Here is a 12,712-nt window from a genome sequence, read left to right as displayed (position 1 = left end):
GCCCGGACGCAATCCGTGTGGGAGCGGGCTTGTCCCGCGATTGGGCCGACAAATGCGTTAGCATTACCCCATGCCAGACACCACCCGCCACCTCACCCTCGCCAACGGCTTGCAGCTCACCCTGCGCCATGCCCCGCGCCTCAAGCGCGCAGCAGCAGCACTGCGGGTGCATGCCGGCAGCCATGACGCCCCAGCCAGGTGGCCTGGTCTGGCGCATTTCCTGGAGCACCTGTTCTTCCTCGGCAACGCCCGTTACCCCCTGGAAGACGGCCTGATGCGCTACGTTCAGGGCTTGGGCGGCCAGGTCAACGCCAGCACCCGTGAACGCACCACCGATTTCTTCTTCGAAGTCCCGCCCGCCGCACTGGCAGGAGGGTTGGAGCGCCTCTGCCAGATGCTCGTCGAGCCCGACCTGGGTATCGAACGCCAGCACCGTGAGCGGGAAGTGATCCATGCGGAGTTCATCGCCTGGTCACGCAGCCCCGAGGCCCAGCAGCAGTTCGCCCTGCTTCAGCGTGTATCCGCCCATCATCCGTTGCGCGGTTTCCAGGCTGGCAACCGGTATACCTTGCCTATCCAGGACCCGGCGTTTCAACAGGCGCTTGGACAGTTCCACCAGACGTACTACCAGTGCGGCCAGATAATCCTGAGCCTGTGCGGCCCACAACCGCTGGACGAATTGCAGGCATTGGGCACTCGTTTCGGGGGGCTGTTTCCAAGCGGCAAGCGCGCAATGGCAGCACCTGCACCACCCCTGCTCGAGGAGCCGCTGGGCGAGCCGGTGGCGTTAAACGGAAGATGGGTCCTGCTGTTCGCCCATGAGGGCCTGCCACAGCCAGCCGAGCAGGCTTTGGAACTGTTGCACGCCTGCCTCAGCGACAATCGCGCCGGCGGCTGGCTGGGCCACTTGCGCGAGCAAGGCTGGCTACAGAGCTTCAAGGCCGAGTCCCTGTACGCCCATGCCGGTCAACTGCTCTGGGCCCTGTACCTGCAGCTGAGCGAAAACGCCCCACCTGAGCAGATCCAAGCTTCGTTGCACGGCTGGCTAGGCTTCCTGCGCAAGGCAGATCCGCAGGGCTTGAACGAGCTGTTCGCTCGCCTGCAATCCACCCGCGAACAAGCGGCCAGCGCCCTGCAGCTGGCGCGTCGGGACAGCATGAACCTGCCTTTCCAAGGGCTGGACGAACGAGGCTTGCAGGCATTCAGCGCATTGCTGCACAGCCTTCCAGGCAGCACGTACGGTCAATGGCAACTCCCTCCCGCCGAGCCGTTGTTCCAGCCCGCCCTTATCCAGCATGAGGAGGTACCGTTGCCCACGGGGCTGGCCATCAGTACCAGCCTGCCCGCATCGCGCCGGTTCGCCGCGCTCTACTTGCGATGGCATGTGTCGCCGACTGCAAGCCGGCGCTTGCAGCCGGTGCTCATGGATAGGCTACGGCCATTGATCGAACGCGCCGAACGCGCTTCAGTACAACTGGGCTTCACTGCCATTGGCAATCGTTGGCAGCTCACTTGCGCAGGGCTGCAGGATGCCGTGGTGCATACGCTCGATGAAGCCCTGCCGCTGCTGGAGGCCGCCGCGATGAATCCCCATGCGCTGCCCTGCGCGCCGGAGCCCAAGCTGATCCCGATCCGCATGCTCCTCAAGGCCTTGCCCGAGATCGTTCAGGACATGACCCAGCCCGTCCCTGCAAAAGCGCATCTGCCGGGCGAGGTATGGCAAATCGCTCGTCGTTACGGGTTACTGGTGGGCTTCGACAAGGCTGCACAGTCGGCCTTGGGAGCGGCCTTGAAAATATTGCCGGGCCTGCCGAGCAGCCCTGCATCCCCCAAACCCTTCAAGGGTCGCACGTGGCAGCGAATAGAGGCCCACGGCAATGAACACGCCCTGCTGCTGTTCTGCCCCGTGCCCGCGCCATCGCAAGCCGCAGGCCGGCTGCTCGCCCACCTGCTGCAAGGGCCTTTCTACCAACGCCTGCGCGTCGAGCTGCAGCTGGGTTACGCCGTGTTCAGCGCCTTTCGTCAGGTCGAAGGGGTCGGCGGTCTGCTCTTCGGCGTTCAGTCACCCAGCGCCAGCCACGGGCAGATCCTTGGCCATCTGCTGCAACTGATGGCAGAGGCACTGCCGTTGGTCCCCGAAGCGCGCCAGGCGCTGGCCACGCAATTCGAGGAAAGCGCCATGGACAACGCCGAGGTCGCCGAATGGGCATGGCAGACATACCTGGCGACACAAACCGATGACCTAGATCTCACGCGGCGGTCTATCCTGAACACAACGCAAGCACAGCTGGATGGCCTCCGGCACGCCCTGCTCGCGGCCGAGCATGGCTGGCTGTGCCTGGCCAATGGCCCGGCACCCGATGAGCGCTGGCACTGATACTCCTAGAGATTGTTACGGAGACTGCAATGGCACTTTTCGAATAATTAACCTTTCAGTACAAATTTTTCTTGTAAGATAGCGCAATCTCAGCCAATGGAACCTCCTTCGACAGGCGGCGCCAAACAAGTAGCTGACCAACCCAACCCCATCCGGAAGGAGAACGCCCATGTGGACCAAACCTGCATACACTGACCTGCGTATCGGCTTCGAAGTCACCATGTACTTCGCCAGCCGCTGATTACCGCTGCGCTTCAACGCCTCGGTTCGCCGGGGCGTTTTCGTTTTCTGCATACGGCTTTGCACAGAGAGGGGCCATGTACATCCAGATCCTCGGTTCCGCCGCCGGCGGCGGTTTTCCCCAGTGGAACTGCAACTGCGTCAACTGCAAGGGCTATCGCGACGGCACCCTGCGCGCCACGGCACGTACCCAGTCGTCCATTGCCCTGTCCGACGACGGTGAGCACTGGGTCCTGTGCAACGCCTCGCCCGACATCCGCGCACAGCTGCAGGCCTTCGCGCCCATGCAGCCGGCCCGCGCCCTGCGCGATACCGGCATCGATGCGATCGTTCTGCTCGACAGCCAGATCGACCACACCACCGGTCTGCTCAGTCTGCGTGAAGGCTGCCCGCACCAGGTCTGGTGCACCGACATGGTCCACCAGGACCTGACCACCGGCTTCCCGCTGTTCAACATGCTCAGCCACTGGAACGGCGGCCTGGTGTGGAACCGTATCGAGCTGCACGGCAGCTTCGTCATCCCAGCCTGCCCGAACCTCAGGTTCACCCCGTTCCCCCTGCGCAGCGCCGCACCGCCCTATTCGCCGCACCGCTTCGACCCGCACCCGGGCGACAACCTTGGCCTGCTGGTGGAAGACCTGCGTACCGGCGGCAAGCTGTTCTACGCCCCGGGCCTGGGCCAGGTCGACGACAGCCTGCTGCAGATGATGCAGGACGCCGACTGCCTGCTGGTCGACGGCACGCTGTGGGAGGATGATGAAATGCAGCGTCGGGGCGTTGGTACCCGTACCGGTCGCGAGATGGGCCACCTGGCGCAGAATGGCCCAGGCGGCATGCTTGAGGTGCTGGATGGCTTCCCCCGCCAGCGCAAGGTGCTCATCCACATCAACAACACCAACCCGATCCTCGACGAAGCGTCGCCCGAGCGGGCCGAAGTGCAGCGCCGGGGCGTCGAAGTCGCCTACGACGGCATGAGTATCGAGTTGTAAGGGTACTGCCCGCCCCCTTGTAGGAGCGGCCTCGTGCCGCGACAGGGCCAGCCCCGGCAAAACGCCGGAACAGGGCAAGGGCTTCGCCCTTGATCGCGGGGGCAAGCCCACGCCTACAGAGACCTCGCCATAACAGGAGTCCGCTGAATGAGCGATGCACTGCCAATGTCCCCTGCCGAATTCGAGCAGGCCCTGCGCGCCAAGGGCGCCTATTACCACATCCACCACCCCTACCACGTGGCGATGTACGAAGGCCGCGCCACCCGCGAGCAGATCCAAGGCTGGGTGGCCAACCGCTTCTACTATCAGGTCAACATTCCAATGAAAGACGCCGCGATCCTGGCCAACTGCCCGGACCGTGAAGTGCGTCGCGAGTGGATCCAGCGCCTGCTCGATCACGATGGCGCCCCGGGCGAGGACGGTGGCATTGAGGCCTGGCTGCGCCTGGGCCAAGCCGTCGGCCTGGACCCGGAGCAGCTGCGCTCCCAGGAGCTGGTGCTGCCAGGCGTGCGTTTTGCCGTGGACGCCTACGTCAACTTCGCCCGCCGCGCCAGCTGGCAGGAAGCTGCCAGCAGCTCGCTGACCGAACTGTTCGCCCCGCAGATCCACCAGTCGCGCCTGGACAGCTGGCCCCAGCACTACCCCTGGATCGACCCGGCCGGCTACGAATACTTCCGCACCCGCCTGGGCCAGGCCCGGCGTGATGTCGAGCACGGCCTGGCGATCACCCTGCAGCATTACACCACCCGCCAGGGCCAGGAGCGTATGCTGGAGATCCTGCAGTTCAAGCTGGATATCCTGTGGACCATGCTCGACGCCATGACCATGGCCTATGAACTGAACCGCCCGCCCTACCATACCGTCACCGGCGAGCGCGCCTGGCACAAGGGGATCGCCCTATGAGTTTTGACCGTCAACAGGTGCCGAACTGGCGCCCGGGCTATCGTTTCCAGTATGAGCCGGCGCAGAAGGGGCATGTATTGCTCTACCCCGAGGGTATGATCAAGCTCAATGAAAGCGCCGGCCTGATCGGTGCGTTGATCGATGGCCAGCGCGACGTGGCAGCGATCATCGCCGAACTGGAGCGCCAGTTCCCCGGTGTCCCGGAATTAGCCGACGACATCGAGCAGTTCATGGAGGTGGCCCGTGCCGAACACTGGATCGTCCTCGCCTGACGTGCCGGCCAAGCCCGAGGTGGGCTTGCCGCTGTGGTTGCTGGCCGAGTTGACCTATCGCTGCCCGCTGCAATGCCCGTACTGTTCCAACCCGCTGGACTTCGCCGCCCAGGGCCAGGAGCTGTCCACCGAACAGTGGTTCCAGGTGATGGCACAGGCCCGCGAGCTGGGCGCTGCCCAGCTGGGCTTTTCCGGCGGTGAGCCGCTGGTGCGCCAGGACCTGGCCGAGCTGATCGGCGAGGCGCGACGCCTCGGCTACTACACCAACCTGATCACCTCCGGCATCGGCCTGACCGAGCAGAAGATCGCCACGTTCAAGCAAGCTGGCCTGGACCACATCCAGATCAGCTTCCAGGCCAGCGACGAGCAGGTGAACAACCTGCTGGCCGGCTCGAAGAAAGCCTTCGCCCAGAAGCTTGAGATGGCTCGGGCGGTGAAAGCCCACGGCTACCCGATGGTGCTGAACTTCGTCACCCATCGGCACAACATCGACAAGATCGACCGCATCATCGAGCTGTGCATCGCACTGGAAGCCGATTTCGTCGAGCTTGCCACCTGCCAGTTCTACGGTTGGGCCCACCTCAACCGCCTGGGATTGCTGCCTACCCGTACACAACTGGAACGGGCCGAGCGCATCACCAACGAATACCGCGAAAAGCTCAAGGCGGCCGGCAACCCCTGCAAGCTGATTTTCGTCACGCCGGATTACTACGAGGAGCGTCCCAAGGCCTGCATGAACGGCTGGGGCAGCCTGTTCCTCACCATCACCCCCGACGGTACCGCCCTGCCCTGCCACGGCGCACGCCAGCTGCCGGTGCAGTTTCCCAATGTGCGCGAACATGACCTGCGGCACATCTGGTATGACTCCTTCGGCTTCAACCGCTTCCGCGGCTACGACTGGATGCCCGAGCCGTGCCGCTCGTGCGACGAAAAGGAAAAGGACTTCGGCGGCTGCCGCTGCCAGGCCTTCATGCTCACCGGCGATGCCAGCAATGCCGACCCGGTGTGCGCCAAGTCAGCCGACCACGGCATCATCCTCAAGGCCCGCGACGAGGCCGAAACCGCCCAGCAGACCATCGAAGAGATGACCTTCCGCAATGAGCGCAACTCCCATGTCATTGCCCGAGGCTGATTTCAGCGCGGCCCAGGCTGTGGCCGCCGGTACCGACTTCGCCGAACTCAAGGTCGGCGCCGCCGGCCTGTTCTGGAACGAATTCCGCCCCGCCGATGGCGCCTGCCGCATCTGGCACTGGCGCAACGAACAGGCTCATTGCCTGACGCCCGACGGGTTCAGTGCGCGCAGCCGGGTCTATGAATATGGCGGCGGCAGCTTCTGCCTTGGCGGCGATGGGCTGGTGTTCGTCAACGAAACCGACCAGCAGCTGTATACCCAGGCCCTCGACGGCTCAGCGCCACGTTCGCTGACCCAGGCTTCGCAGTGCCGCTATGGCGATGTGCTGTGGCATGAGGGCTGGGTGTTCGCGGTGGAGGAAACCCATGCCGACCAGGTGGAGCACCGGCTGGTCGCGATCAGCGCCGGGGCCCGGGAGGTGTTGGCCGAAGGCGCGGATTTCTATGCCTCGCCCACCCTCAGCGACGATGGTCGGCGCCTGGCCTGGATCGAATGGGACCGCCCCGCGCAGCCCTGGACCGCCACGCGTCTGATGTATCAAGAGCGCGACCTCCAAGGTGGCTGGGGCCCGGCCCGCTGCATCGCTGGCGATGGAGGCCGGCAGGCTTCCTTGCAGCAACCGCGCTTCGACCCCCAGGGCAGGCTCTATTGCCTGTCCGACCGCAACGGCTATTGGCAACCCTGGGGTGAGCTCGACGGCACCTGGCAGCCCTTGCCAGCCGCAGTTGCGGATCATGCAGCGGCGCCTTGGCAACTGGGCGCGAGCACTTGGCTGGCGCTCGGGCCGAACGCGTACCTTGCCAGTTGGTTCGAGGACGGTTTCGGGCTGTTGGGGTTGCGCAGCGAGGGCCAGCAGGTCCAGCGCCTGGGCAAGGACTACACGCGTTTTCGTAGCCTGGCCTTGGATGAGCGGCACGTCTATGCCGTCGCCGCCTCGCCAGTGAATCCACCGGCTGTCATCGCCTTCGACCGGCAGACCGGGCACACCCGAGTATTGGCCGGCGGTGGCCTACCGCTCCCAGTCGCGCGGGTCAGCCGCCCGCGCCCGATTCGCTACCCCAGCGGTGATAGCGAGGCCCATGGTTTCTATTACCCGGCCAGAGGCCATGAGGGGCCATCACCGCTGGTCGTATTCATCCATGGCGGCCCGACCTCGGCCTGCTACCCCGTCTTCGATCCGCGCATCCAATACTGGACCCAGCGCGGCTTCGCCGTGGCCGACCTCAACTACCGTGGCAGCAGCGGTTATGGCCGCGCCTACCGTCAAGCCTTGCACTTGCGCTGGGGCGAACTCGATGTGCAGGACGCCTGCGCCGCTGTCGATCACCTGGCCGGGTTAGGCCTGGTCGACCCGCACAAGGCGTTCATCCGGGGTGGCAGCGCCGGCGGCTATACCACCTTGTGCGCCCTGGCCTTTCATGACGTGTTCCGCGCTGGCGCCAGCCTCTACGGCGTCAGTGACCCGGTGGCCCTGAGCCGGGCCACCCACAAGTTCGAAGGCGACTACCTGGACTGGCTGATCGGCGACCCCGAGCGTGACGTCGAGCGCTACCGGCAACGCACGCCCTTGCTGCATGCCGGGCGGATCAAGGCGCCGGTGATCTTCTTCCAAGGCGAGTTGGATGCCGTGGTGGTGCCGGAGCAGACCCGCGCCATGCTCGACGCGCTCAAAGCCAACGGCGTCGAGGCCGAGGGGCATTTCTATGCCGGTGAACGGCATGGGTTTCGCCAGGCAAGGCACCTGGCCCATGCATTGGAAGAAGAATGGAAATTCTATTGCCGAGTGTTGAGCAGATAGCCGTCCCTACAGCTATTTCGCAAAATTCTGTAGGAGCGGCCTTGCGCCGCGAAAGGGCCGCAACGCGGCCCCCGCAGTCTCAGCGCTTGGCGATGATATAGACCGCATGCACGATGCCAGGAATGTAGCCGAGCAAGGTCAGCAGGATGTTCAGCCAGAACGCACCGCCGAACCCCACCTGGAGGAACACGCCCAGCGGCGGAAGAATGATGGCGATGATGATACGAATGAAATCCATGCGATGCTCTCCTTGATAGGTTTCACAAGAGACTAGCCGCACTGGCCAAGGGTTCCACAGCCAAAACGCAGACAAAAAAACGCCCCGGGCCAAAAACTGCTGGCCAAGGGCGATGCGCAGGAACGCGAGACGGTTCGTTGAAATTCGTTACGCCGCGGCGGCCATTCAGGCCGATACCTCGCGACGATTGTGTTGCTGGGCGTGTAGACGGGCGAAAGCCCGGGCTAGGCGCAGGAGCATCTCGTCGATGTTGCCCTTGCTCACGGTCAGTGCCGGGGAGAATCGCACCACATCCGCCTGCGGTGCATTGAGCAACAAGCCCTCCTGCAACGCGGCTTCGACCAGTTCCCTGGCCAGCTCGTCGCGCAGTTGCAAGGCCCACAGCAGCCCCTGGCCACGCACCTCGCCCTGGCCATACCGGCCAGCCAGGCGGCTGAGGCCTTCACGCAGGTGGCGACCGCTGTCCTGCACGTGCTCGAAGAAACCTGGCTCCAGCACGGTCTTGAGCACCGCCAGGCCAGCAGCGCTCATCAATGCGTTGCCGTGGTGGCTCCCCTCCAGTTCGCCAGGCTCTGCGCAGCACGCCGTGCCACGGGCCAGCAGGGCCGCCAGCGGCACGCCACCGCCCAGGCCTTTGCCCAAGGTGATGATGTCGGCGCGCACGCCGTAGGTCTGTTCGGCGAGCAAGGCGCCACAACGACCGATGCCGGTCTGCACCTCATCGAGGATCAACAGAATGCCCAGTTCGCGGCACAGCTGCTCGACACCCTTGAGGTATTCGAGCGTGGCCGGGATCACGCCGGCCTCGCCCTGGATCGGCTCGAGCATGATCGCCACGGTGCGCGAATCCACCGCCGCATGCAGGGCTGCCAAGTCATTGAACGGCACCTTGCTGAACCCCGGCAGGCCGGGCTCGCAGCGGTTGCACGGCAGCGGGTCGGAGGCCGACAACGCGCCCAGGCTACGGCCATGGCAGGCCTGGCTGGCCGTGATGATGTGATAGGCGCCGTTGCGGTGCAGTTGGCCCCATTTGCGCGCCAGCTTGATTGCGCCCTCGCAGGCTTCGGCACCGCTGTTGAGCAGGTAGGCCTGGTCGCTGCCCGTGCTCTGGCACAGCCGGTCCACGAGGGTCAGCAGGCCACGGCTATGGAAACCCGCGCCCGGGTTGACCAGCGCCTGGGCTTGGTTGGCCAAGGCCTTGACCAGCACGCTGGGGCTATGGCCCAGGCTGTTGACCGCACAACCCTGGGTGAAATCCAGGTAGGCGCGCCCCTGGTCATCCCACAACCAGGAGCCCTGCCCCCGCACGAATACCTGCGGTGCCCGCTCCGCGCTTGGCATCAGCCGCTCGCGAGACACAGGCGCTGCCAGCGGCTCGCTGACGGGCGCGCGTTTGGGCTCGGCGACCACAGGGGCCGATCGGCGCAGGTTGAACAGGTTCATTGGGGCTCCAGCCATGCACGGTAGAAGGCAGCCAAGGCTTCTGGAAAATGTTTATTTTGCCTGGCCTATCAAAAGTCTTTTTCCTGGCGGGTAACAATAGGCCCAAAGGTTGCTGTAAGCCGCCGGAATACAGCGATAGACTAGGCCTGTCGCGGGTTCGCGGCCATTTGGTTTTTCCAGCATTTTCGATAAGTGGATCTTATGGATTTTCGTCAGTTGCGTTATTTCGTCGCGGTGTACGAAGAAGGCCATGTAGGCCGGGCCGCCGAACGCCTGTCACTGTCCCAACCCGCACTTTCCCAGCAGATCCGCCAGCTTGAGCACAGCCTCGACCTGAACCTGTTCGAGCGCAGCAACAAGCGCCTGTTGCCCACCCTGGCCGCCCATACCCTGTACAACCATGCCTTGCCATTGCTCGATGGCCTGCAACGTGCCCACGAGGCCATGCGCAACTTCAAGGGCCAAGCCCTGCGTACCTTGGCCATCGGCGTCATGCGCACCCTGCGTCCAAGCCTGGTACCGCAGCTGCTCGAACGGGTGCGCAAGGCCCAACCGCACCTGGTGGTGCAGATCTACGAATTGTCGGGGATGGAAATCGAACGGCGCCTGCTCAATGGCAGCCTGGATATCGGAATCAGCTACCTGCCGCCCCGCCAACCTGGCTTGCATGGCCTGTTGCTATATGAAGATGAGCTCCAGCTGGTCATCCCCAATACCCACCCGCTGAAGGATTTCAAGAAGGTCTCGGTACGCCAGGCGGCGGAGTTGCCCATGCTGATGCTGGGCGAGGAGTTCCAGATGCGCCAGATCTGGCAGGCGCAGTTGGCCAACCTGGGGCGCAGGCCGCAGGTGGAGGCAGAAATGAACAATATGGCGGGGATTCTCGACAGCCTGGCGCACACCGCGCTGGCGACCATCCTACCCGGGCGGGCAAAGGATGCTACAGAAGATGACCAGACACTGCTGTGGAAGCCCTTGAGCGAACCGCGTGTGCCGTTGAAGGTTGGCTTGGTATTCCGCGATGCCCAGCGCCAGCAGGCCTCGGTGGAGTTGCTGCGCACATTGCTGGAAGAAGAGGCCGATGTGCGCCAGCCCGGCATGTCACCCTTGGACGTGCTTGGCTGAAAAATACGCACACAAAGAAAACCCCGCCTAAGCGGGGTTTTCCAGACTGTTTCCCTTCAACATCCTTATCACCCCGCCATCCTGGCAGGAATCCTACGTGTCCTTTGTTCTGTCCTTTGCGCTTCCTGCGCTACGTCCATGTGAGAAAGATTAACTGTGGATCCAATCTTAGGAAAGAGGAAAAACGCCGTCACGTCGTGTAGGAGATAGCTTACAAAGCGACACTGGAATGTGACTTTTTATTAATAGCTACCCACAAAAAAGCCCGCTCCTACACAACCGCCAAGGTCTTGTAGGAACGGGCTTGCGCCCCAGCCGGGTCAGAACTGCGCGGCGTCGAGCAGGTACAACGTCTCGCTGCCCGCTTTGACCGAAGCCACCAGCGAACCCACCCGCGGCAAGAGGCGAGCGAAATAGAAGCGTGCAGTGCCCAGCTTGGCGGCGTAGAACGCTTCGTCGCCCTCACCTGCCCGCGCAGCGCGGGCCATCAGGGCCCACATGTAGGCGTAGGCGACGTAACCGAAGGCATGCAGGTATTCCACCGACGCCGCCCCGATTTCGTTGGGGTTGCCCTTGGCTTGCTCCAGTACCCATTCAGTCAGCCCGTCGAGTTGCTCGAGCGATGCGGCCAGCGGGGTGGTGAACTCGCCCAACTCCGCATCGGCGCTGGCAATGAACTGACGGATCTCGTCGGAGAACAGGCGGTAGAACGCACCGCCACTGCCCACCACCTTGCGCCCCATCAGGTCCAGCGCCTGGATGCCGTTGGTGCCTTCGTAGATCTGGGTGATGCGCACATCACGTACCAACTGTTCCTGGCCCCACTCGCGGATGTAGCCATGGCCACCGAATACCTGCTGGCCGTGCACCGTGCACTCAAGGCCCAGATCGGTGAGGAACGCCTTGGCCACAGGCGTCAGCAGTGCCACCAGGTCCTCGCTGCGCTTGCGCGTCGTGGCGTCTTCGCTGTACTTGGCGCTGTCCAGCTGCATGGCCACGTAGGTGGAAAACGCACGACCGCCTTCGATCAGCGCTTTCATGGTCAGCAACATGCGGCGCACATCGGGGTGGACGATGATCGGATCGGCCGCCTTGTCCTTGGCCTGGGGCCCGGTAGGCGCACGGCTCTGCAAGCGCTCGCGGGCGTATTCGACGGCATTCTGGTAGGAACGCTCGGCCGAAGCCAGGCCCTGGATACCGACACCCAGGCGCTCGTAGTTCATCATGGTGAACATCGCCGCCAGGCCCTTGTTCGCCTCGCCCACCAGGTAGCCGGTAGCACCGTCGAAGTTCATCACGCAGGTCGCCGAGGCCTGGATGCCCATCTTGTGCTCGATCGACCCGCAATTGGCCGGGTTACGCGCCCCCAGGCTGCCGTCGTCGTTGACCAGGAACTTCGGCACCAGGAACAGCGAGATACCCTTGGGCCCAGCCGGTGCGTCTGGCAGCTTGGCCAGCACCAAGTGGATGATGTTCTCGGTCAGGTCGTGCTCGCCGCCGGTGATGAAGATCTTGGTGCCGCTGACCTTGTAGCTGCCATCCGCCTGAGGCTCGGCCTTGGTGCGGATGATCCCCAGGTCGGTGCCGGCATGGGGCTCGGTCAGGCACATGGAGCCGGCCCAGACCCCGGCGTACATGTTGGGCAGGTATTTTTCCTTCAGCGCTTCGCTGGCGTGGGCGTTGATCGACAGGCAAGCCCCTGCGGTCAGCATCGGGTACAGGCCGAAGGCCAGACTCGAGGCGTTGATCATTTCCTCGACTTGGGCCGAGATGGCTTTTGGCATGCCCATGCCACCGAACAGCGGGTCACCTCCCACACCCACCCAGCCACCTTCGGCGTAGGTCTTGTAGGCATCGATGAAGCCTGCCGGCGTGCGCACAGCGCCGTTATCCCAATGGCAGCCCTCTTCGTCGCCGCTGCGACTCAAGGGGGCGATGGTCTTGCCGGTGACCTTGCCCGCCTCCTCCAGCACGGCCATGGCGGTCTCTTCATCGACAGCCTCGGCCAGGGCAGGCAATTGCTGCCAGAGCTTGGCCACCTCGAAGACTTCATTCAATACGAAACGCATATCGCGCAGGGGCGCTTTGTAGTCAGCCATGACAACCTCTCGCTATCAGGGTCGGGGCGATCCGGCAGGACCGCAGCACTAGATGAAAACGAGTGTACCCGAACAACGCTTGTGAGACATAGGGTC

Annotated in this window: 11 protein-coding genes; 8 read left to right on the top strand and 3 right to left on the bottom strand. The window is 63.9% G+C overall.

All coding sequences use genetic code 11. The features are described from left to right. Positions 1-70: 70 nt before the first annotated feature. The 7 genes from pqqF to IRZ56_RS05530 all read left to right on the top strand — a co-directional run bounded on the left by pqqF (position 71) and on the right by IRZ56_RS05530 (position 7,711). Positions 71-2,377: a pyrroloquinoline quinone biosynthesis protein PqqF gene (pqqF, locus tag IRZ56_RS05560; RefSeq protein ID WP_196144007.1), complete on the top strand. Its 2,307-nt coding sequence runs from the start codon at positions 71-73 to the stop codon at positions 2,375-2,377. 169 nt (positions 2,378-2,546) lie between these two features. Next, complete coding sequence (gene pqqA / locus IRZ56_RS05555; protein WP_008365141.1) at positions 2,547-2,618, top strand: pyrroloquinoline quinone precursor peptide PqqA; 72 nt, start codon at positions 2,547-2,549, stop codon at positions 2,616-2,618. A 76-nt stretch (positions 2,619-2,694) separates the two neighbouring features. Then, positions 2,695-3,606, top strand: a complete 912-nt coding sequence (pqqB, locus tag IRZ56_RS05550) for a pyrroloquinoline quinone biosynthesis protein PqqB (RefSeq protein WP_196144006.1) — start codon at positions 2,695-2,697, stop codon at positions 3,604-3,606. 147 nt (positions 3,607-3,753) lie between these two features. Continuing rightward, positions 3,754-4,509: a pyrroloquinoline-quinone synthase PqqC gene (pqqC, locus tag IRZ56_RS05545; protein ID WP_196144005.1), complete on the top strand. Its 756-nt coding sequence runs from the start codon at positions 3,754-3,756 to the stop codon at positions 4,507-4,509. Further along, positions 4,506-4,781 (top strand): pyrroloquinoline quinone biosynthesis peptide chaperone PqqD, encoded by a 276-nt coding sequence (pqqD, locus tag IRZ56_RS05540; RefSeq protein ID WP_196144004.1) that lies wholly within the window; start codon positions 4,506-4,508, stop codon positions 4,779-4,781. Before pqqC ends, pqqD begins: the two co-directional genes overlap by 4 nt. Then, on the top strand, positions 4,753-5,913 hold the full coding sequence (pqqE, locus tag IRZ56_RS05535; RefSeq protein WP_419183249.1) for a pyrroloquinoline quinone biosynthesis protein PqqE: 1,161 nt from the start codon (positions 4,753-4,755) through the stop codon (positions 5,911-5,913). The genes pqqD and pqqE overlap by 29 nt, the downstream gene beginning before the upstream one ends. Continuing rightward, on the top strand, positions 5,879-7,711 hold the full coding sequence (locus IRZ56_RS05530) for an alpha/beta hydrolase family protein (RefSeq protein ID WP_196144003.1): 1,833 nt from the start codon (positions 5,879-5,881) through the stop codon (positions 7,709-7,711). The genes pqqE and IRZ56_RS05530 overlap by 35 nt, the downstream gene beginning before the upstream one ends. A 79-nt stretch (positions 7,712-7,790) precedes the next feature. Here the strand turns inward: IRZ56_RS05530 and IRZ56_RS05525 are convergent, their stop codons facing one another. Together IRZ56_RS05525 and IRZ56_RS05520 are read right to left on the bottom strand one after the other, a co-directional pair. Beyond that, entirely contained in the window at positions 7,791-7,949 is a 159-nt protein-coding gene (locus IRZ56_RS05525) for a YqaE/Pmp3 family membrane protein (protein ID WP_009681539.1), read from the bottom strand. A gap of 165 nt (positions 7,950-8,114) precedes the next feature. Next, positions 8,115-9,392, bottom strand: a complete 1,278-nt coding sequence (locus tag IRZ56_RS05520; RefSeq protein WP_196144002.1) for an aspartate aminotransferase family protein — start codon at positions 9,390-9,392, stop codon at positions 8,115-8,117. Positions 9,393-9,593: 201 nt separating this feature from the next. Here IRZ56_RS05520 and IRZ56_RS05515 point away from each other — a divergent pair, with 201 nt between their 5' ends. Further along, positions 9,594-10,517 carry a LysR family transcriptional regulator gene (locus IRZ56_RS05515; protein ID WP_196144001.1) on the top strand — a complete coding sequence of 308 codons (924 nt, stop codon included), beginning with the start codon at positions 9,594-9,596 and terminating at the stop codon, positions 10,515-10,517. Positions 10,518-10,837: 320 nt separating this feature from the next. Here the strand turns inward: IRZ56_RS05515 and IRZ56_RS05510 are convergent, their stop codons facing one another. Next, positions 10,838-12,616: an acyl-CoA dehydrogenase C-terminal domain-containing protein gene (locus IRZ56_RS05510; protein ID WP_196144000.1), complete on the bottom strand. Its 1,779-nt coding sequence runs from the start codon at positions 12,614-12,616 to the stop codon at positions 10,838-10,840. Positions 12,617-12,712 lie beyond the last annotated feature (96 nt).

The organism is Pseudomonas guariconensis (assembly GCF_015680235.1).
Lineage (GTDB): Bacteria > Pseudomonadota > Gammaproteobacteria > Pseudomonadales > Pseudomonadaceae > Aquipseudomonas > Aquipseudomonas guariconensis_A.
The sequence above is the reverse complement of the archived record's forward strand: the minus strand, read 5'-3'. Positions and strand labels throughout refer to the sequence as shown.